The 21471-nt window shown below is 36.7% G+C and carries 21 protein-coding genes; 17 read left to right on the top strand and 4 right to left on the bottom strand.

What is annotated here, in order from left to right; translation table 11 throughout:
• Positions 1-1063 precede the first annotated feature (1063 nt).
• The 16 genes from ACP6PL_RS17680 to ACP6PL_RS17605 all read left to right on the top strand — a co-directional run bounded on the left by ACP6PL_RS17680 (position 1064) and on the right by ACP6PL_RS17605 (position 15680).
• Positions 1064-1351 (top strand): HU family DNA-binding protein, encoded by a 288-nt coding sequence (locus ACP6PL_RS17680; RefSeq protein ID WP_293106334.1) that lies wholly within the window; start codon positions 1064-1066, stop codon positions 1349-1351.
• Between the two features lie 13 nt (positions 1352-1364).
• On the top strand, positions 1365-2426 hold the full coding sequence (cobD, locus tag ACP6PL_RS17675; protein ID WP_426546578.1) for a threonine-phosphate decarboxylase CobD: 1062 nt from the start codon (positions 1365-1367) through the stop codon (positions 2424-2426).
• 487 nt (positions 2427-2913) lie between these two features.
• A complete protein-coding gene (locus ACP6PL_RS17670; RefSeq protein WP_426546577.1) occupies positions 2914-4377 on the top strand; it encodes a dihydrolipoyl dehydrogenase family protein in 1464 nt (487 codons plus the stop codon).
• A 217-nt stretch (positions 4378-4594) separates the two neighbouring features.
• A complete protein-coding gene (locus tag ACP6PL_RS17665) occupies positions 4595-5029 on the top strand; it encodes a DoxX family protein (RefSeq protein WP_426546576.1) in 435 nt (144 codons plus the stop codon).
• A gap of 483 nt (positions 5030-5512) precedes the next feature.
• Complete coding sequence (locus ACP6PL_RS17660; protein ID WP_426546575.1) at positions 5513-6343, top strand: metallophosphoesterase; 831 nt, start codon at positions 5513-5515, stop codon at positions 6341-6343.
• Between the two features lie 778 nt (positions 6344-7121).
• Positions 7122-8000, top strand: coding sequence for a bile acid:sodium symporter family protein (locus tag ACP6PL_RS17655; protein ID WP_426546574.1), 879 nt, complete (start codon positions 7122-7124; stop codon positions 7998-8000).
• Positions 8001-8216: 216 nt separating this feature from the next.
• Positions 8217-8429, top strand: coding sequence for a hypothetical protein (locus ACP6PL_RS17650; RefSeq protein WP_426546573.1), 213 nt, complete (start codon positions 8217-8219; stop codon positions 8427-8429).
• 554 nt (positions 8430-8983) lie between these two features.
• Positions 8984-9319, top strand: a complete 336-nt coding sequence (locus tag ACP6PL_RS17645) for a cation:proton antiporter subunit C (RefSeq protein WP_426546572.1) — start codon at positions 8984-8986, stop codon at positions 9317-9319.
• Between the two features lie 173 nt (positions 9320-9492).
• Positions 9493-10932 (top strand): cation:proton antiporter, encoded by a 1440-nt coding sequence (locus tag ACP6PL_RS17640; protein ID WP_426546571.1) that lies wholly within the window; start codon positions 9493-9495, stop codon positions 10930-10932.
• Between the two features lie 228 nt (positions 10933-11160).
• Positions 11161-12615: a cation:proton antiporter gene (locus ACP6PL_RS17635; protein WP_426546570.1), complete on the top strand. Its 1455-nt coding sequence runs from the start codon at positions 11161-11163 to the stop codon at positions 12613-12615.
• A 223-nt stretch (positions 12616-12838) separates the two neighbouring features.
• Positions 12839-13246, top strand: coding sequence for a cation:proton antiporter (locus tag ACP6PL_RS17630; protein WP_426546569.1), 408 nt, complete (start codon positions 12839-12841; stop codon positions 13244-13246).
• Positions 13243-13494, top strand: a complete 252-nt coding sequence (locus ACP6PL_RS17625) for a hypothetical protein (RefSeq protein WP_426546568.1) — start codon at positions 13243-13245, stop codon at positions 13492-13494. Before ACP6PL_RS17630 ends, ACP6PL_RS17625 begins: the two co-directional genes overlap by 4 nt.
• The gene (locus tag ACP6PL_RS17620; protein WP_426546567.1) at positions 13491-13793 is read left to right on the top strand and encodes a monovalent cation/H(+) antiporter subunit G; all 303 of its coding nucleotides are present in this window, start codon (positions 13491-13493) and stop codon (positions 13791-13793) included. The genes ACP6PL_RS17625 and ACP6PL_RS17620 overlap by 4 nt, the downstream gene beginning before the upstream one ends.
• Before the next feature lie 11 nt (positions 13794-13804).
• Positions 13805-14365, top strand: coding sequence for a DUF4040 domain-containing protein (locus ACP6PL_RS17615; RefSeq protein ID WP_426546566.1), 561 nt, complete (start codon positions 13805-13807; stop codon positions 14363-14365).
• Positions 14365-15027: a Na(+)/H(+) antiporter subunit B gene (locus ACP6PL_RS17610; RefSeq protein WP_426546565.1), complete on the top strand. Its 663-nt coding sequence runs from the start codon at positions 14365-14367 to the stop codon at positions 15025-15027. The genes ACP6PL_RS17615 and ACP6PL_RS17610 overlap by 1 nt, the downstream gene beginning before the upstream one ends.
• Before the next feature lie 248 nt (positions 15028-15275).
• A complete protein-coding gene (locus ACP6PL_RS17605) occupies positions 15276-15680 on the top strand; it encodes a four helix bundle protein (protein ID WP_426546564.1) in 405 nt (134 codons plus the stop codon).
• A 150-nt stretch (positions 15681-15830) separates the two neighbouring features.
• Here ACP6PL_RS17605 and ACP6PL_RS17600 read toward each other — a convergent pair whose 3' ends face one another.
• The 3 genes from ACP6PL_RS17600 to ACP6PL_RS17590 form a co-directional block, all read right to left on the bottom strand.
• Positions 15831-16166, bottom strand: a complete 336-nt coding sequence (locus ACP6PL_RS17600; RefSeq protein ID WP_426546563.1) for a XisI protein — start codon at positions 16164-16166, stop codon at positions 15831-15833.
• Positions 16154-16573, bottom strand: coding sequence for a XisH family protein (locus ACP6PL_RS17595; RefSeq protein ID WP_426546562.1), 420 nt, complete (start codon positions 16571-16573; stop codon positions 16154-16156). The genes ACP6PL_RS17600 and ACP6PL_RS17595 overlap by 13 nt, the downstream gene beginning before the upstream one ends.
• Before the next feature lie 375 nt (positions 16574-16948).
• Positions 16949-17464: a CHAT domain-containing protein gene (locus ACP6PL_RS17590; protein ID WP_426546561.1), complete on the bottom strand. Its 516-nt coding sequence runs from the start codon at positions 17462-17464 to the stop codon at positions 16949-16951.
• Positions 17465-17536: 72 nt separating this feature from the next.
• On the opposite strand from ACP6PL_RS17590, the gene ACP6PL_RS17585 reads away from it, so the two are divergent.
• Positions 17537-18619, top strand: a complete 1083-nt coding sequence (locus ACP6PL_RS17585; RefSeq protein ID WP_426546560.1) for an RNA-guided endonuclease InsQ/TnpB family protein — start codon at positions 17537-17539, stop codon at positions 18617-18619.
• 467 nt (positions 18620-19086) lie between these two features.
• Here the strand turns inward: ACP6PL_RS17585 and ACP6PL_RS17580 are convergent, their stop codons facing one another.
• Positions 19087-21366, bottom strand: a complete 2280-nt coding sequence (locus ACP6PL_RS17580) for a twin-arginine translocation signal domain-containing protein (RefSeq protein WP_426546559.1) — start codon at positions 21364-21366, stop codon at positions 19087-19089.
• Positions 21367-21471 lie beyond the last annotated feature (105 nt).

Here is a 21471-nt window from a genome sequence, read left to right as displayed (position 1 = left end):
GGTCTGGATTTTCCCACAGAGATTGAGTAAGTATTTAGACTAATTCACTGTGTGGTTTTAGTGCTTTAGAAAATGATGTTTGACTCGCCAGAAAAACTCAAACGATCTAGTTATGGTTCATCTCTATATCTATAGTCTGAATTTTCCCACAGAGATTGAGTAAGTATTTAGACTGATTCACTGTGTGGCTTGAATGCTTGAGAAAATGATATTTGACTCGCCAGAAAAACTCAAACGATCTAGTTACGGCTTGCTAATTAATACTCAAAGCACTGATATATAAAGGTTTTAGTCTTTTTAAGCCTTGAAAAAGTACCTGCTTTTTAATCCTAAAACCTCAAAAAGTGAGCATTTTGGTCTGAATATGGCAGAAAAATCAGGGAAAAATTATTCTTCCTACTTTCTCTATCTTCCCACCCGGAGCACACTTCCCACCCCCCAGGGCAACATCTTATTTTGAAGTTCTGAGAGGGCAAGGATGTTAGGGTTCTGAGTATTTATAGTGCTCGCTCCTCTAAACCTTAACAGTAGAAGGTTCCAGAATTTAGATGCGTTTGCCCTGCCCCACCCCCTAAAACTTTGTTTTTTTCAGCAAACCCTAGTTATGGTCCATATCTATATATCCATAGATAGATATTTCTAATTTTGAAAAAAAGTCCCTTAATAAATCTAGAGGAGTTTTTTTGGACCAAAAAAATGAATAAAAGTTAAAGAAGTCTTGAAATCTACAGAAATTAAAGGTTTTACCACTCCATATTACCCAATCAGAGATTAGAATAAACCAGTGAAAGCTAGATTATATGGGGTTTTCAGCAAAAAAAATATCAAGTTCTTCCTAAGACAGACACTTATGATTTGCCAGATGATCTGGGAAAGCATTATCAGTTAAAGGGTTTGAGGTTTTGGTAAGAATTATAAAAGGGTACAGTTGATAGCAAAAAGCTTAGTAACTGAAAAACCTACTAACAAGACCCCAAAACTTTGCTGGGTTGGACTTAGGATTAACTGGTTACCAACTAAACCCTACTAGAATGTTTTGTCCAAATAAAAAAGGAGTATTTCAATGAACAAAGGTGAATTAGTGGACGCAATCGCTAAAAAAGCTGAAGTCACTAAAAAACAAGCCGATGCTGTATTAAGTGCAGCCCTAGAAGCTATCATGGATGCTGTGGCCGAAGGGGATAAAGTTACCCTAGTTGGTTTTGGTTCATTTGAATCAAGAGAACGCAAAGCCCGGGAAGGACGTAATCCCAAAACTGGTGACAAAATGGAAATACCTGAAACTACAGTACCTGCCTTTTCTGCGGGTAAATCTTTCAAAGAGTTAGTCGCCGAAAGAAACGGTAAATAATAATAATCCAGCTTTGACTAAACCAGTACACGGAGGAAATTTAGCTTGGGCAGCCACAGTAGCAGGTTGTCCAATATCTGCTATTCTGGATTTCTCAGCTAGTATTAATCCTCTAGGGCCGCCTGATTCTGCCATCGATGCCATTCAAACTAATATCAGCCAACTTAGAGCTTACCCAGATCCTAATTATCAGGAGTTAAAGAAAGCTCTTAGTCTGACTCATCCTTCTCTTACTCCAGAGTGGATTTTGCCTGGCAATGGTGCAGCCGAATTATTAACTTGGGCAGCTCTAGAATTGTCAAAGCTGGAAAAAACTTATTTAGTAGCGCCTGCTTTTGGTGATTATCGACGTGCTCTGCAAGCTTTTACAGCTAATATAGTTGAATTTCCCCTAACAATAGGGGAATGGAAATTAGACCAGTTGGAAATAAAAGCTGATACAAACACAGGACTACTGCTGAATAATCCTCACAATCCCACGGGAATGTTGATGGAGCTGGAAACAATAGTCCCTTATTTAGAAAAGTTTGGTTTGGTAGTGGTAGATGAAGCATTTATGGACTTCTTACCACCACCCCAACTCCAAAGCTTGGTACCATTGGTGAGCAAATTTGATAATTTGGTCATTTTACGTTCTCTGACTAAATTCTACAGTTTACCTGGACTAAGGCTAGGCTATGCAGTTTCTCATCCTGAACGCCTTCGGAAATGGCAACAGTGGCGAGACCCTTGGCCTGTAAATACCTTGGCCTTATATGCAGCTGAAGCAGTTATTCAAGACCAAGCATTTCAACAAGAAACTTGGGATTGGTTAGGAGATGCTCGCCCTCAATTATTCCAAGCTTTAGCGGAGTTACCAGGTTTACAACCATATCCAGGTGCAGCCAACTTTTTATTAGTCCACTCTCAAAAATCTGTTGACCAGCTACAAATAAAATTACTTAAACAACATAAAATTTTGATTAGAGATTGTTTGAGTTTTGCAGAATTGGGCGATCGCTATTTTCGAGTTGCTGTCCGCACCCAAGAAGATAATCAAAAATTAATTGATGCTTTAGGAGAAATTTTGAATTGAGGAGTCAGGAGTCAGGAGTCAGGAGTCAGAATAAACGGGAATTATAGAGGAGGTAGAAGAAAGAATTGTAAGAGTAATTTTTATCTCCTTATCTACATAGTAGGGGTTTGGTCTCCAAACCGAAAAAGTCTTTTAGTAAGGGTAGGAGTTAGGAGTCAGGAGAAATGGGAATTATAGAGGAGGCAGGAGGAAGAATATTTCCTTGATTTTTCTGCCTTTGTCTGCACTAAAATGCTAATTTTTTGAACCAGAGTGACCTAAAAGCTTGCACTTTTTTGGACTGAAAAAATCTAAAACATTGACAGATAAAGGTTTTTATATTTAATCAGCAAGCCTTAATTAGAGATAGTTTTCATTATCCACTATCTATTATCAATTAATAAGATTTCCGTACTTGATTTAATCAAGTACAGTTTTAACCAGAGGTAATTATTCATTATCAATTATCTATTATCCATTATTAATTATGACTATATTTTTATGAACTATGCTTGACTATGATCTAGTAATTATAGGTGGAACAATAACAGGTATTTATGCCGCTATTACCGCAACAAAACTTCAAGGTAGTGTTGCTCTCATACAACCTCATTCCACAGAAATAAATACAACTAATTCCCCTATTTTTAGCAATACTCAAGGATTTCATCATAACAAAGTTATTAGTCAAATAGCGAATTTTGTCGAGCAGATACACCACAAACAACAGTTTGGTATTTATCAAAGTAGTGATAACGCAGGAGAGATTTCGGTTAACCTTGAAGAAGCAAAAAACTATGCTGATTATGTAGTTTATAATCAATTAGCAAAATATGAACCAGCAGTTTTAGCAGCTTTAGGAATAGACGTAATTTTTGGTGACGGAAAATTTGTCGATCGCCCTCACCTAGCTTTTGCAGTAAAAGGAAGACATCTACGTTCACGCAAATATTTATTAGCTATTCCATCTCAACCTATAATACCAGAAATTCCAGGATTAATAACCACTGGATTTATTACTCCCCAAAAAATTATACAACTATCAAAACTTCCCGAAACTTTAGCTGTTATTGGTGGGGATCCAAGCGGAATAGAAATAGCACAAAGTTTTTCTCGGTTAGGAACTAAAGTAACTATAGTAGTCAAAAGTCCTCATATTTTAGGTAAGGAAGATTCAGAAGCAGCATTTTTAGTTCAAGCTCAGTTAGAAGCGGAAGGTATTAGAATTTTAACTCAAACAGAAGTATCTCAAGTGAGAAAAATAGATGATAAAAAATGGATTTTAGTAGAAAACGAAGCGATAGAAATAGATGAAATTCTCTTAGCAGCAGGTAATAAACCAAACTTAGAAAATTTCAACCTAGAAGCAGTAGGAGTGAAGTGTAAGAATAACAATTTGTTGTTAAATAAAAAACTACAAACGACTAATTCTCGAATTTATGGTTGTGGAGATTTAGTCGGTGGATATTCATTTACTCATATTGCTAATTATGAAGCTCAGATAGCGATAAAAAATATTCTGTACTTACCTATTTTTTCTGTGAATTATAGTGACATTCCTTGGTCAATATTCTCAGAACCACAATTAGCAAGAGTTGGTTTAAGTGAACAACAAGCTAGACAACGTTATGGAGAAAATGTATTAGTTTTTAGGCAAAATTTTAAAAATATTGATCGGGCACAAATGTTAAGCCACACAACAGGATTTTGTAAAATTGTTGGTCATCGCAATGGCAAAATTTTAGGTGTTTCAATAGTAGGAAATCAAGCAAGTGAGATAATTCATATTATGGCATTAACTATTCGTCAAGGAATTAAAGTAGGAGCGATCGCTGAATTACCTCATATTTGGCCGACTATATCAGAAATTAATTCTCAAACAGCAACAGGATGGTTAAGACAAAAACGTGAGAATAATCAAATAGTTAAAAATTGCCTAGAAAATTTATTTCATTGGCGACGTTCATTATGAATTTAGAATTTAGAATTTAGAATTTAGAATTTAGAATGCAGAATGCAGAATTATTAAATTAATAAATTCTTAAATTAAGAAATTAACCATAATTAATTTAGAATTAAAAATTATTGAATTGCCCATTCCTCATCATAAGTAGAAGTGCTAAATTTAAAGCTATACCTAATAGTAAAATGTCAATATTTGTAGATACAAATTTTTTAGGGAAAATAGAATGAATAAGATTGAAACTCCAATTTTTCTGAAACGCCAAGACGTAACTTTAGCTTATACACTATTAAGAATAGTATTCGGAATCAACTTCTTTCTACATGGTTTAGTCCGAATTGGAAATATGGGAGGATTTATCCAGGGAATGGTAGAGAGATTTCAGGATATAACACCCAGCTTTGTCATTGTACCATTTGCTGCTGTAGTTACTCCTGTAGAATTAATTTCTGGATTCCTAATGATAATTGGGCTGCAAACACGAAGTGCAATTATTGCAGGTTTTGTATTAATGATGCCGTTAATGTTTGGAGTTTCCCTACTTCAAGAATGGGATGCAGCCTCATCTCAACTTATTTATTGCTTAGTTTTCTTCATTCTTTTAGCAGGTTGTAGTCTCAATAGTATTTCTATAGATCAATTGATTCGTAATAGAAAATAAATCTCAATTTTATGTTTCAAAATTGACTCCTAAAATCTTACTAATAAAGATAGCAATCCGATCATTATTTATGAAAATTTTGATAAAAGTTAATTGTAACTTAAAACATGGTTCATTACATTAAAATAAATCTTATTAATTGATAAAAACTATCTCTCATTATCAATTGTTAATTATCAATTATCCATTGGTAAAGAGAAGCTTTAAACCGAATTGATTAATTATCCATTATCCATTGGTAAATTCTGTACCTTGCCAATCCGATGGCTCCCCTATCTGACTCCTGTACGGGCAAATGGCTATTCGCCCTTAGCACCAAAATATTAAAACTGAAATAGGATTGCTATATCTCCTTTTTTTACTCCTAGATAGCAATACTCTATCCTCTCAGTCTCTTTGTATTTCCTATACTTGTAAGCCGTACAACCAATAATTAACTTTGCTATGCTATAGACGCCCCAGTGTAGTAACAGTCTATATACTATGCACAGGATATTAACAGGCCAATTGCAGGTAGATCACTTGACCCTAAAAATTACTGGGTTGCCTAAAAATTTACAAGGGACAAAACTTGTACACCTGTCAGACTTCCACTATGACAGAAAACGACTATCTGAATGGCTACTCTCTGAAGCGATCGCCATTACCAACGAAGTCGAACCAGATTTAATTCTACTTACAGGAGACTTTATTACAGATGAACCGGCACCTGTAGATGACCTGGTGTTACGGTTGAAATATCTAGAAAGTCGCGCTGGAGTTTATGCTGTACTTGGCAACCACGATGAAGAATATCCGGGTGCCAGATATAAAGTCATAGAAGCTTTTAATCGAATTGATGTTCCCATTCTACTTAACCAAGTCGTCTATCCTTTGGGTTCAGGTTTAGCTCTAGTAGGATTAGAGGACTATTGGTCTGGCAACTTCAAACCAGTTACAGTCATGGACTCTATAAATAAAACAGTTCCTCGGATTGTTTTATCTCATAACCCCGATACTGCCAAAGTATTACAAAATTGGCGTGTAGACTTACAACTTTCTGGTCATACTCATGGAGGTCAGATTAGACTACCATTATTGGGGCCTCTCCCTCAGTTCCGGGAGCCTATTCGTAGACTCATCCCCAAATTTCTACGACCTGTTGTACCATTCATGGCAAAATGTCACAAAATAGTTGAGTATTGGGAATGGTCTCAGGGATTACATCAAGTTGGAAATAACTATTTATATGTGAATCGTGGTTTAGGAACTTATTTTCCAGGGAGATTATTTTGTCCGCCAGAACTTACAGTAATTACATTAGAAACTAATTAGAGTGCATTATAATGTGCTCTATTTTTTTTTAGGTACTGATTTTTAGCCATAAATTTGTAGAGGTGGGTTTCATATCAAATCCGGTTGAATACTTATTATATGGTTGGGAGGATGGGGAGATGGGGAGATGGGAAAATGGAGACCAACCCCTAACCACTCTCCGGTGGGGAATTTAGCGAGATATCTATTAAAGTAATTGAAAAAATTATCAAGATATATCCTATGACCAGATTCTGTGTACAATTAACCGGATTTGATATCAATCTAAATATTTAGATATAAAGATTTTTATCTAATTATGAAATCTACCTCAATTTTTTGCTTACAATTGCAGCGACTTTTTCATAACAAGAACCATTACGATCAATTATAAATTAAATTCAAAGCTAAAATTGAATTATCCGAAATATTAGGAGTATGTTCTCTATAGTCACATTTTTATCTAAAAATTCCAGTTTTTCATATAACTTTTCGCATATAAACTTAATCTTGAAATAACTTAAATTTTCTGTTTTTTCTACATAAATAAAATATAATACTTGTCGAGTACAGTTTAATATTTTAACACCAAGAATATTAGCTAAAAAGTTTTAAAATTCCTGTAGAAATTCACAATCAACCAAAAGATATAAAAAAACTGTTTGAGATTATAGAGATATTGCAAAATTATATTCAAAATGAACTTTATTAACGACTAAATAGTTATTAATATAAAGACAGCGATCGCTTAATTGCCTGGGCGAGTAATTTAGCAAAACTTATTAAAAAAAATAGATTTATGGAAGAGTTTATTAGAAAGCTGCTAACCAATTTTGTCGAACTAACTATTTTTTCCCTAATGCTGTCATTGGGGCTAAACTTAACTATCAAGCAAGTTACGTTATTATGGCGAAAACCCAAAATACTACTTAGTTTTTTATTCGCAGTAGATGTATTAGTTCCTATAGTCGCATTGCTAATAGTATTATTATTATTTGATTTGCCACAACCAGTTAAAATTGGTCTAATATTAATGGCAGTATGTCCAGGCGCACCATTGACTACTAGAAAAATAGTCCAAGCAAAAGGCAATTTTCCCTATACAGTCAGTTTTCAGGTAACAGTTTCTCTGTTAGCAGTAATTACTGTGCCCTTACTGTTAGCAATTCTAAGTTCTCTGTTTCCCCCTGATGTTGATATCTTACCCAGACAAGTTGCCGAACAAGTAACATTTGCTCAGTTACTACCTATCAGCATCGGTATTGCTATCAGAGAAACATGGCCGCAACTTGCTGATGATATAGGAAAACCACTAACAAAAATTGCTAACGTAATGTTCATAGTGTTAGTAATTTTTGTCTTGGTAAAGAGTCTAGATATTGTTCTGGGTTTAAGTTTCTTATCAGTAGTAGCAATTATTTTGATGACAGTTTTATCTTTAGCGATCGGTCATTTATTGGGGGGACCGAGAGAAGATACTCGTACAGCATTAGCAGTTTTCTGTGCCACTCGTAACCCTGGTTTAGCCTTATTAATTGCTAGTTTAAATTTTCCGCAGTTGGGAGTATTGCCCACACTGGTAGCTTATGCGTTAGTGGGAGCTTTAACTGCTATTCCTTATATGACTTGGCGCAAGCGTGTTGCTGCTCAACGTGCTGAAGCCGAGACGGAAATTTAGATGTAAGTTAGTTTTAGTTAGGAGGTAAAATTTGGTTGCAAATTTTCTCCCACCTAAAATTATTGACTGCTTCTGGTTGAACAAAGAAAAGTTTCCTAGTCAAAACAGCAGAAAAAAAATCAAGAGATCGCTCTCACAGCTTTTTCCAGAGAAGAATTTAAAAAGCTGAGAGCTGACCGCTAATAGGTGAATTATTACTACTTGAATACCGTAGAAATGAAGTTTGCTATTCTTGACTGTATTTCTTTTATTAGACATTTTTTCTATCTATTTCATCGGCTTAGAAGTAACTTTCTAGAAACATACCAAGAACTAATTTTAGCGGAACTGGAAAATTCAATTGGCCAACCAGTAAAAGAAGCATTTTTAGCTATGTGTCATTTCAGTTATCAGTTATCAGTTAGCCTCCTATCGGAGGAACTGCGTTAACAGTTATGAGTACCTCTTCCTGAAGCCTCTGGTTTGAAATACTTATGGCGAATATTTTTTCATCCCCTTGAAAGAGGAGGCTATTGACCTTATTTTTTGGTCAAGCTATAGAAGGAAGCGTAAAAGATTCTTAGGATTGGATTATTCATTTAATCTGGCCAATCCTCACCCTACATAACATAACCAAGGGTCTCTCAAGCCTACTTTACATTCCTTTTTACCAATTATAAAAACATTTATTCTCTTTTGACCCAATTTCATGTTTAATGATATATGGCAGCCAGCTAATTAGTACCGCTTAATCTTAATATCCTAGTTTAAGCTGTTCGGTGAAAACCTCATAACTCTGTACTAAATAAAATTGCTAACTGCTATAAATTTTAGATACTTTTAACATCAAAAAATAATCGTAAAAAATGCTAATTTTTCGTCAATTGTTTCAATGTTTTTAACTTGACATAAATTTTTGGTACATTGCCAAAATCATTTTCATATTGCCTTGCTAAAATATGAATATTTCAACCAATTATTGATTACTAAATCCTGAAATTATTATGTTAGAAGCTTGTGTATTTTTCACCGTCTTATGTGGATTTTTCGGCATCATATTTAAGAAAAATTTGGTGATGAAAATTATCTCAATGGATATTATGAGTACGGGAGTTGTTGGTTATTATGTGCTGGTGGCATCCCGAGATGGTGTATTTACACCTATTGTAGCCACAGGCAAAAATGTTGCTTATTCCGATCCCGTTCCCCAGGCAGTTATTTTAACTGCTATTGTTATTGGCTTTTCAATTCAAGCTTTAATGTTAGTGGGTGTGATGAAGTTAGCAAAGGATAATCCTACTTTGGAAACTAAAGCGATAGAAGACAATAATACACCATGACAAAAAAATAGCAGATTTAGATAACAACGCTTGGCAAGGGAGTAAGATACTCCCACCGCCTTTCCCTTGGATAGGGAATGAAAAAAATAAACTTTAGTATATTAAGCTTCTGACTTTAGGGGCTAACTACTGTTGGTACTGATAACTGATAACTGAACAAGCTGACAACTGAAATGACCAATATTACAATTGCCTGGATGGCATTACCATTTTTTGTTGGGTTCCTGATCTATCTACTACCCAAACTTTCTCGCTTTCTGGCACTGGCAGTAGTATTGCTCTCTGCTAACTATGCTTTGGCAATATTTGCAGATCCATCCTTTCTTTTAGACATACAGTTACTTGATAGTTTCGGTGTAACTCTAATGATCGACCAACTAAGTGGCTTTTTTATTATTACTAATGCTCTAGTAACAGCAGCAGTAATTTTTTACTGTTGGAATACTAATAAACCAGCTTTTTTCTATTTGCAAGTGGTGATTTTGCATGGTAGTGTTAATGCTACTTTTATTTGTGCAGATTTTATTAGTTTGTATGTAGCATTAGAAGTAATTAGTATTGCTGCGTTTCTATTGATAACTTATCCCCGTACAGATAGATCAATTTGGGTAGGGTTACGCTATCTGTTTATTAGCAATACAGCAATGTTATTGTATCTGGTGGGAGTAGCATTGGTATATAAAGCCAATAATTCCTTTAATTTTATGGGTTTGAGCAATGCTCCTCCAGAAGCGATCGCCCTAATATTTTTGGGGTTATTAGTCAAAGGGGGTATCTTTATCTCAGGGTTATGGTTGCCCTTAACTCACTCTGAGTCACAGAGCTTTGTGTCGGCAATGTTGTCGGGAGTTGTAGTCAAAACAGGAGTTTTTCCGTTTGTGCGTTGTGCCCTAATGTTAGAAGAAATCGATCCTATTGTCAGAATATTTGGTGTTAGTACGGCACTTTTAGGAGTATTTTGGGCGGTTTTTCAACAAGACACGAAGCGAACCCTGGCATTTAGCACTATTTCCCAATTAGGTTTTATCATGGCAGCACCAGAAGTCGGAGGTTTTTACGCTTTGACTCACGGATTTGTAAAATCATCACTGTTTCTAATCTCAGGTGTTTTACCAAGTCGTGACTTTCAGGAGTTGCAAGATAAACCGATGAATAACTCACTATGGATAGCATTAGCGATCGCTAGTTTTTCTATTTCTGGTTTTCCCCTATTATCTGGTTTTGGAGCCAAGATATTAACAACTAAAAATCTATTGCCTTGGCAAGTTGTTGCTATGAATGTTGCGACTGTAGGTACAACTATTGTATTTGCTAAATTTATCTTTTTACCTCACAAAAAAAGTGACTCTGGCAAGAAAATTCAACAAGGTTTTTGGTGGGCAATGGTATTTTTATTAGGTGGATTAATAGTAGCAAATGGAGTTTATTATCAAGCTTATACTATCAATAATATTGTCAAACCATTAGTAACTATTGCTATTGGTTGGCTAGCATATCTATTGATTTTTCAGAAATTAACAACTAAGCTACCGAGGGCAGTTGAAGAATTTGAGCATTTGATTGGGATGATGGCTATAATGTTAATTTTGGTTTTTTGGATGGTACAAGTATGATATTATGCCCAGTGGCATTAGTATGATAAGGAAGAAAGATAAAGTAAGAGGAAAAAAGGTTGAAAAGAAGGAAAAAAACTTAAGTGATATTAAATTCGATTATACATTTATCGCATTTACTACTTCCCATTAAGACAGACCTTACTCGACATACTCTTAAATAATTTCCTGGCTTAAATTCTTCCTTTTTTCTTGCTTTTGACTTTTGACTTTTGACTTTTGACTTTTATGGCCAATATTACGATTGCCTGGATGGCATTACCATTTTTTGTAGGATTTATTATTTATCTGTTACCAAAATTAGACCGCTTTTTAGCATTAGGAATAGCATTTGTCTCGGCTGATTATGCCTTGTATATATTTTCCGATCCATCCTCTGTAAATATACAGTTATTAGATAGTTTTGGTGTTAGTTTAACCATCGATCAACTGAGTGGCTTTTTTATAATTACTAATGCTCTAGTAACAGCAGCCGTAATTCTTTATTGTTGGAATAGCGAGAGAACAGCGTTTTTCTATATGCAAGCGGCAATTCTGCATGGTAGTGTTAATGCTACTTTTATTTGTGCAGATTTTATTAGTTTGTATGTAGCTTTGGAGGTAATTAGTATTGCTTCTTTTCTACTGATAGCCTATCCTCGTACAGATAGATCCATTTGGGTAGGGTTGCGGTATTTGTTTATCAGTAATACAGCAATGCTATTTTATCTAGTAGGAGCAGTTTTAGTATATCAAGCACATAATTCCTTTAATTTTATGGGTTTGCGCAATGCTCCTCCAGAAGCGATCGCTCTGATATTTTTGGGATTATTGGCAAAAGGTGGTATATTTGTATCCGGGTTATGGTTGCCCCTAACTCACTCTGAGTCACAAAGTCCAGTATCGGCAATGTTGTCGGGAGTAGTAGTCAAAGCAGGAGTTTTTCCATTAGTGCGTTGTGCGCTGATGTTAGAGGAGATCGATCCGCTCGTGAGATTTTTTGGAGTAAGCACAGCACTTTTAGGAGTGGGCTATGCCGTATTTGAAAAAGATACTAAACGGATGTTGGCATTTCACACCATTTCTCAGTTAGGTTTTGTACTTGCTGCGCCAGTAGTAGGAGGTTTCTATGCTTTGACTCACGGTTTAGTTAAGTCTGCTTTATTTTTAATTGCAGGAGTTTTACCTAGCCGTAATTTTAAAGAATTACAATATCATCCTATTGATACCCGAATTTGGGTGGCATTAGCGATCGCTAGTTTCTCTATTTCTGGTTTTCCCCTACTCTCTGGTTTTGGGGCAAAAGTTTTAACCTCAAAAAATCTCTTACCCTGGCAGGTTGTTGCCATGAATATAGCAGCAGTAGGAACAGCAATTTCTTTTGCTAAATTCATTTTTCTGCCTCACCAAAAAAACGAGGAAAAAATCAAAGTAAGCCTTGGTTTTTGGTGGGCGATGGTACTCTTGCTTGGTGGTTTGATAGTAGCAAATGCTGTTTATTATGAAGCTTATACCATCAAAAATATTATCAAACCACTGGTAACTATTGGCATAGGTTGGCTAGCATATCTGTATATTTTTAAGAAACTGGCAATTAAGATACCAAGAGCGATCGAAAAATTCAATCATCTAATTGGGTTTATGAGCTTAATGTTAATATTACTTTTCTGGATAGCATGGACGCAATTACCTTTTTTAATATAAATAGGACTTACGCAATACAACGTATTTTTGTCATTGCGACTGACACGGAAGCAATCTCAAATCCCTAGTTTTTCGTAACTCATCCGTAAGTCATAATGAAATTAAGACTGGCAATAATGACAACAATAATTCAGATTTGAAAATAGAGCAAAACTACAAACAAAAACTTTATTATAACTATCCGAATATGATATAATTAATTACTTTTTAATTCCTTAATAACATGGACGCAACTGCCCTTTTTAACATAATACTACGATTAGCAATTTGGTTTTTACTCACTGCCGACTTAAGTCCGGCAAATATTATTATTGGTGTCAGCGTTGCTTGGTTGTTACCACATCGCAAAACATCCCTGGGAGCATTAAAAGATTGGGTGCGAGTATTTTGGGAAATAATTGTTGCTATTCCCCAAGCTTATATTGAAGCAATCCAAATTATGTTTAGTCCCCATGATGATGAAGTTTTAGTTTGTGAACGTATTAAACCACAACGAACACCAGGATTAATATTTCTAGATATCTTTTTGATTACTTTTACCCCCAAAACTATTGTGTTGAAATATCACCAAGGTGGGTGGTATGAAGTACACCAAATTCAACGGAGCAGAAAACGGAGCAGAAAAAGATGAACTATATTTTAATTGCGATGATTTTAGCTTTGCTGATACCTGTTTATGAAGCATGGCAAGATGATGATATTTGGCAAAAAATGCTGGCATTTGCTAGTATTGCTACTAAAACTTCAATTATGATGTTAATTATCTCAGTTTTGCGAGATGATTGGTCTATTGGGGTAGTTGCAGTAATTATTCTGAGTGTAGGTAATGCGGGATTAATGTTATTAGCACATTTAATTAAAAGGTTAAACGAAATATGATTGACATTTTCAGTTATGGTTTAATAATTATCGGAATTATATTCTGGTTTTGGGGAACATTTCCTCTAATTGGCAACAGATCGGTTTTATTCAAACTCCATACTCTTTCAGTAGCTGATACCCTGGGTTCAATGAGTATTGTTGTCGGTTTACTGCTCAAAATACCTAGTGAATGGCCGTTGTTATTGCTAGCAATTATTACTTTGGCAATTTGGAATACAGTTTTGGGCTACGTTTTGGCATATTGCTCTAGTCCTGATACAGAAAATTCCGACCATTTCACGGAAGTTAAAAGTTAAAAGTCAAAAGAATGATTGATATTTATGTTTATATAATTATCGCGCTGTTACCGTTAGCAGCTTTGATGCTGGTATTTCAAGTTAACCCCTATAATGCTCTTGTTATTCGAGCGATTTTAGGAGCAGTAGCAGCATTAGTATATGCAGTTTTAGGCGCAGCAGACGTAGCTTTAACTGAAGCTTTAGTCGGCACAATGTTAGCTGTAACCCTTTATGTGATTGCAGTTCGTTCCTCTTTAGTAATGCGTTTGGGAATACTTAAAGAAGTTGAAACAGAAACAGAGAGTTATTTTACCGAACTCATCGCTAATATCAGAAAAATTATTAATAAATACCATTTGCGTCTTGAATTAGTCGAATATCCAAATAAACAAGCTTTAGAATGGGGGTTGCTAGGTAAAGAAGTTCACGCTATTTGTAGTCCAACAGAGTCATTCAAAGCAGATAGCAAACCTACTTATCAGACTACCATCAGAGTGCATCGTTTGTTTGAAATTATGCAAAACGAATTAACTCCATCAGAAACAACTGTGACATACATAACTGTACCAAACCAGGAGGACAAACATTAATGAAATGGGTTTATTTTTTAGCGGGAATAGCATTGTTCGTAAAAGTGTTAGTTATGCCAAACCCAATAGCAGAAGGGGGTGAAATTTCTATTGTTGAATCAGTAGTTGCTGATAGTGGAGTAGCTAATGTAGTTTCTGGTATCATTTTTAGAAATAGACTTTATGACACAATTTTTGAAGTGGTAGTATTCACGATCGCTATTTTGGGTGTCCGTTTTCTATTAGCGAATGAACAACCCACCGAACAAGTTTATCAATTTAGTGACGGCCCTTCAAGAGTTTTGGCACGTTTGGGAGCTACTATTTCTGCATTGGTGAGTATTGAGTTAGCAATTCGCGGACACTTGAGTCCGGGGGGTGGTTTTGCTGCTGGAGTAGCAGGAGGAACTGCCATCGGTTTGATTGCTATTACTTCATCATCGGAACAGATGGAGAAAATATACAAGAAATGGAATGCTGCTACCTGGGAAAAAGTTTCTGTTTTAATATTTATTGTATTGGCAGCGATAACTCTCATGGGATTGGAATTACCCCAAGGAGAATTAGGAGGTTTAGTTAGTGGGGGCATTATTCCGATCTTAAATATTTTGGTGGCACTAAAAGTAGCATTGGGTTCGTGGGCAGTTATTTTGTTGTTTATTCGTTATCGAGGTTTATTGTGAGGTGATGGGGTGATATCAAATCCGGTAGTATCGGTGTAATTAGATAGTTAATCTAGGAGTCAGGAGTCAGGAGTCAGGAGTCAGGAGTCAGGAGTCAGGAGTCAGGAGGAAAGGGAATTTAGAAACATTTGCTCTTGAATGAAGATGAAAATTTTTTTTATACCGAATTAAGCGGATTTGATATGATTAGGTGATTGGGAGATTGGGAACTGGGGAACTGGGGTGATTGTTATAGTGAGAAAATATAGATGACTGAAAATCGTCAAAGTTTAATTAATAACCATGAAGATTTAGAGGTGTATCAAATTGCTTTTAATACTGCTATGAAAATTTTTGAAACTTCTAAAAGTTTTCCCAAAGAAGAAACATATTCATTAACTGACCAAATTAGGCGTTCTTCCCGTTCTGTCTGTGCTAATTTAGCAGAAGTATGGAGGAGAAGACGTTATAAAGGTTCATTTTTATTAAGATTAAATGATGCTGAAGCTGAAGCTGAAGCTGCAGAAAGTCAAGTTTGGCTAAAATTTGCAGTTAAATGTCAATATTTGGATATAGAAACAGCAAGACAACTTTATAGTCAATATAACCAAATTTTGGGGATGATTGTGAAAATGACCAAAAACGTTGATAAATGGTTGTTGAAAAAAACTTAAGTTGATGTGTTGGTCTAGTAGTGGAGTGGCACACCTAAAACTGTGCAATAGATTTTTTTCTAGGTATGTTTATCTCCCAATCATCCCATCTCCCAATCTCCCAATCTCCCAATCTCCCAATCCCCCCATCACCCCATCCCCCCATCCCATTTAATCAACAGCATATTCTGTAAACTTTCTCATAAACGGCGTATGAAATCCTAAAACAATATCTTTTTTTGCAACTCCATTCATCACCAACTCTTCTGCAATATCTACTTCAGTTCCATTCCACTGAATCCAAATTTTTTCGCCTTTAATATCAATATGAATCGGACAACTATGAATCAAATAATCGTTTTCCCAACCAAGATAAACTATTTGATAATGGTCTCGTACAGTATCAAAAATTGGCTGTACTTCAATTTCTCCATAAGCAGGTTTATTTTTGCTATATTCTAACAAAAATTCCTGAACTAAATGACGATATTTTTCTAGTTTTTCCATTCTATAATTACCTCCTTTTCTGGGTTATAAATAATGAGTTTTACTTGATTTTCATTAACCATTAACTGAGTAAATTCAAGTTGAAAAAAGTTGTTATAAGTATTCAGAGGTACCGCTAAATAAAGTATTCGCTCAGGTTCCTTCTGTCTTAGTGCTGCCCGATAATTAATAAATTGTCCCAAGGCAGTATGAAATTCAGAAATAGCTGATGATTTTGGTAAGAAACTCTTAATTTCAACTGCTATCTTTTGATTATCTTTTTGTGCCCCAATAAGTTGTTCTGCACCAAGATCTATAGATATATCTACAGCACCGAAACTAACAGATAATGGATCATGGGTGATTAACCATCCATCTTTTATGAGAGCATTTTTAACTTCCTTATGGAAAAAATCCCTGGCTGACATTAGTTGTTTTTATTATTAATTATATAGTATTTATCATCAAGACAAGGTAAATTTACAATCCCCCTTAAAAATACGATCCCCCTAAATCCCCCTTGAAAAGGGGGACTTTGAAGGTTCCCCCCTTAATAAGGGGGGTTAGGGGGGATCTAAAACTATATTAAAGAACCGCTATAATAAAGTCCAGCAGGGTGCGTTAGCGTTTGAGCAGCATTCCGCAGGAAAGCGTAACGCACGGACATATTTAGGATGGGATAGGCGGTGCTACTACTCAACGGTGCGTTACGGCGCTATGTAATATTTGACAGTTCAATGAGAGTTTGTGGTAAGCGCCTAACGCACCCTACTAAAGACTTTCCGTTCTGCCTTCTGCCTTTCTTAACGCAAACCCGCACAAATAAACCCACTCCAATATTCGGGATGCTCGAATGGATGCTCTTGTTGACAGACTGCTTTTAATCGTATATCTCTAGTTCTCAATATCCGCTCTTCCAACTGCTCCCGCTTCTGATATTCTGCCTGCAACTGTTGATATTCTGGAGCATTTTCGGCACAACCATCGCGCTTTTGTTTTGCTGCCGCTGTCTTCTGAGATGCTAGCTGTAATTTTTCATTCAGCAACCCCTCTAACTCTTGATAATATTCCCTCTCAAACTCCTTCCCTGTTAAATGCCGTAAATCTTGTTGAGCTTTTTGCAACGCTTGGGGACGATTCAAACCTGCTTTTCGTTTTTGATGATAAAATAACGAAAACAATGATGTTGCTAAGTCATCTACTGCCCACAACGAGCTAATTACACCCCTGGCACCAGCACATAAAAAACCTGTATTTAAGGTCATGGTATCATCGGTGATTTCAGTGGTACCGAGATTGGTTTCGCAGCAGGAGAGCATTGACTTAATCAAAGAATAAAGATATAATTAAGTTAACAAGCATACTATTAGGTAAGCTGAACTCAGTCATACATGAAATCTATCAAAACCAAACTCAAACTTAATAATAAACAGGAAACCCTCTTGGCTCAACACGTAGGTTATAGCAGATGGGTTTACAACTGGGGTCTAAGTTTGTGGAATGCCGCTTACCAGGATGGTTATAAGCCCAGTGCCCGTAGGCTTAGAGAAGTTTTTACCAACCACACAAAACCTCTTTATCCCTGGATGAAAAACTTGTCGTCTAAAGTTTACCAGTATGCTTTCATCAACTTGGGTGAGGCATTTAAGAGGTTCTTTCAAGGATTGGGTAAATATCCAAGGTTTAAGAAGAAAGGTAAACATGATTCCTTCACAATTGATAATTGTGGAAAACCAGTGGAATTAAACGGATGGAGTCACAAATTACCTTTTATTGGTATTGTCAAAACTTATGAACCAATTGAAGCAACAACTCAAAAAATAACTATTAGTAGACAAGCTTCGGATTGGTATCTGAGCTGTAGCTATGAATTTACACCAGACACGACACTCAAAAAAACTGATGTTATAGGTGTAGATTTGGGAGTGAAAACATTAGCTACTTTAAGTGATGGGAAAGTATTTGAAAGTGTGAAGTCGTATCAGAGATTTGAAGCTAAGTTATCTCGGCTGCAGTACCTAAATCGTCATAAAAAGGTTGGTTATGGTAACTGGAAAAAGGCACAACGGAAGATAGCGACATTGCATAGGCGAATAGCTAACATCCGTAAAGATGCACTTCATAAATTGACAACATACTTAGCCAAAAACCACGGCAGTATTGTCATAGAAGATTTGAACGTGAGTGGAATGTTGGCCAACCATAAGCTAGCTAAATCAATAGCCAATCAAGGATTTTATGAATTTCGGAGACAGCTTAAATACAAGTGCCAATGGTACAGTTGTGAGCTAGTAGTAGTTGATAGATTCTTTCCATCAACAAAGACTTGTTCTAACTGTGGTCACGTCCAAGAGATGCCATTAAATCTAAGGACTTATGATTGCCCAGAGTGTGGTTTGTCAATAGATCGAGATTTAAACGCAAGTATAAATTTAAGAAATGCGGTCGGCTTGACCGTTGATGCCTGTGGATGAGTAACCGCCAACGGCCTCAGTAGAAGCAGGAAGTAAACATCAAATTGTCACGTAACGTGACTCTTTGTATCAGTTTTATAGAGCAGATAATAAGTCGCTCAATATCTGAGTTATAATTAGATTCTGGAATTAAGGATACTGATAGAGACAAGGAATGGCCATCCTCATCTCTCCTTAGAGACTACTTCTGCTAGGAACGTAGATTTCTCCAGTATCTCAACTCAAAAACAGCTTTTGCAGCAATGGTAAAAACAGCCTGCAAAAGGTGTTTTATTATTTTTTTTGGTTCCATCTTTACTATCACCTCCTTTATAGCGATCTTTGGAACAATTACTTCCGACTAAAAGGCCACAGTAGTCCAGTAGGGTGCCTTAGACGGCCTAAATTTTGATTATGAAAGGGATTCAGCAATCCGTCGTAACGCACCATTTTAGGTGTGTTAGTCCACTACTGAACTACAAACTACTCTACCCTTGCACCTGTTCTTGGAGTTTTATTAGGAAACGGGCAAAGTTTGCTGCGTCGTTATAACTCTCCAGCATAGTATTAGATACTTGAAAAATTTCCGACCAGCTTAATGTTGAATAACTCGCGTATTCAGCATTTGAATATGCTGCCCTTGATAGGATTTTGCGATCTGTTAGCAAGATGCCATCTTTAGCATTGTGATTTCCGCTAGTATCTATTAAAGCCAGAATTTTTTCTCCCGGATCGAGATAGCCATACATAGACATGGCATTGGAAAGCTTGTCCAGAGGAATCGCAGGGGCTAGATAGAGGTCTTCGTGTTCATACTTTTTGGGCAAATTTTTTTGAACGAAATGAACCAAGGGATCGTCACTAGGTTCGGTTAACATATAAACAAGAGATTCTAGCTCCTTCAATATATCGCGCTTTGACTTTTTGCCTTTGAGAACCGACCAAACAGCAAAGCCAGTACCAAGGGCAATCAAAGCCACACCGCCAGTCATAACGCTTAATCCACCTAGAGCGGAGATGGTAGCAGTAATCGCTGCTGCGCCCGATAGAGAACCTGCGACACCCAAAGCACCAGCACCAGTCCAAACAGCAAGGGCTACAGTTGCACTGGTTAACACTCCTACTGTTCCTGCAATTCCCAAGTTTACATAGTCTTTTCCGTCCATTCGGGTTAGTAGAGCAACCGACAGCAACCCGGCAGCTCCAATTAAGGCAGCACCACCAGTTACTACCACCAAGCCACCCAACATTCCCAAACCTCCAGCAGCAACAGAGCCGCCTCCTAAAGCAGTTAAAGTTGCAGTGGTGGCAGCTCCACCGCTTAAGCTACTAATAGCAACACCCGTTCCCGTTTTTACTCCCAATACACTGAGAACGCTTGTTGTTGTAGGCACTAATGCTGCTGCTGCCGATGCTACATCTGACCCTTTCTGTTCAGTAACTAGCCCGAGAAGTGCAAAAGAAGCCCATTGGTAACTTGGAGGAATGTCAGCTTTGGCGATGAGCCATTTCATCAATTTAGCCGCTATAGGTTTTACATATTCAGCAAAGTCTTGTTCCTCTGCTTTTTCCTCTGCTTCACTCAAATCTCTGTGGAACGTAGCTACTGCATACTGGACAACTTCCGCCTCGGTTTGTTCGTTTGACTCGCCCTTAACAGCTAGACTGTAAGCCAGATTGTAGATATGTTTTTCCTTGTCCGTGAGTTTGTTGCTGCTCTCGATCGCTTCCTGAAGAGGGTCTTTTTGCGAGTCACCTTTTTCACCTAAAACCCTGGCTACTAAATAAAGCGCTTTGCTGGTTTCTGAAATGTCAGAATTTTCTATAAATCCATCTAGGGATGCTAATATTTTTTCCTCTCCGTCAGAAATTTTCTCGCCATTGCGAACTTTCTCCCAAACCGATAAATAGTCATCCTCTTTTTGACCGCTCAGTTTTTCCTTAATCAACTGAACGATAATAAGGTCCACAGTAACTGCCTTAGATTTAGCACTTGCCGTTAAGTAAAGTTGCTTCAGTTGTTCTGGAAGATTAGAACCCGCAACAATAGCATTCAAATCTGTTAATGCTGCAAAATCTGGAACTGGTTCGCCAGCGCGAACGTATTGGAAAGTTCCTTTGATAGACTTTTTCCTCTTTTTGCGTAACTTAGATTTTGCCAAGGTATCTGCGATCGCTTCTTCTATTCCTTTCAAACGAGAATTGTTACTGGCGATCAAATACCGTTGGCTAATATCTTCATCTAGTTTGGAAGATTCCATAACATAATCCAGCAAGTCTAATGCCACTAAATCTCTAACAAACTTACCATTTTCCAAAGATTCGTAAATGGTATGACAACGGTCTTTTGTCAGTTCCTTTTTGATGAAGTTAGCTTGATTTATTTCCTCGTTAATACTGTCAGCAGTTGTTCCATTGGTATCGTAAAGAGTATGACAGATTAGAGTCACGTCGTTTCCTTCAAGACCGACGCCTTTAACTTTCAACTTGGAGTTTTCCCTGACTCGTCTGGGGATCTCAACCTTAATAGTATCCCCGGATCGCAAAGTAACACTTTGACTTCCACCCCATCGAGCCTTTTCAACAGGCACGAAAATTTGATACTTTTCTTCAAAGTTACCATTTACCCTATCAGCACTAGCACTCTTAGTTGCTTCAGGTAATAGTTCCATCGCTGCTAAAGAGACAACGCCAGCAGCCGACATTTTCATAAAAGCTCTGCGATTTAGCTGAGAAATATCCCCACCGGTCGTTTCAGTATTGGACATAATTCCTCCAAAGTTAGTTTTGAGACTGAATTTATCCTAATCCTAATTTATCATGACAAAGACTATTATTATCCAGTCCGACTTAATGATACTTATGGACTCCTA

Origin of the sequence: Dapis purpurea BLCC-M126, assembly GCF_050015975.1 — a bacterium.
Taxonomy (GTDB): Bacteria; Cyanobacteriota; Cyanobacteriia; order Cyanobacteriales; family Microcoleaceae; genus Trichodesmium.
This window is presented reverse-complemented; position numbering and strand designations above follow the sequence as displayed.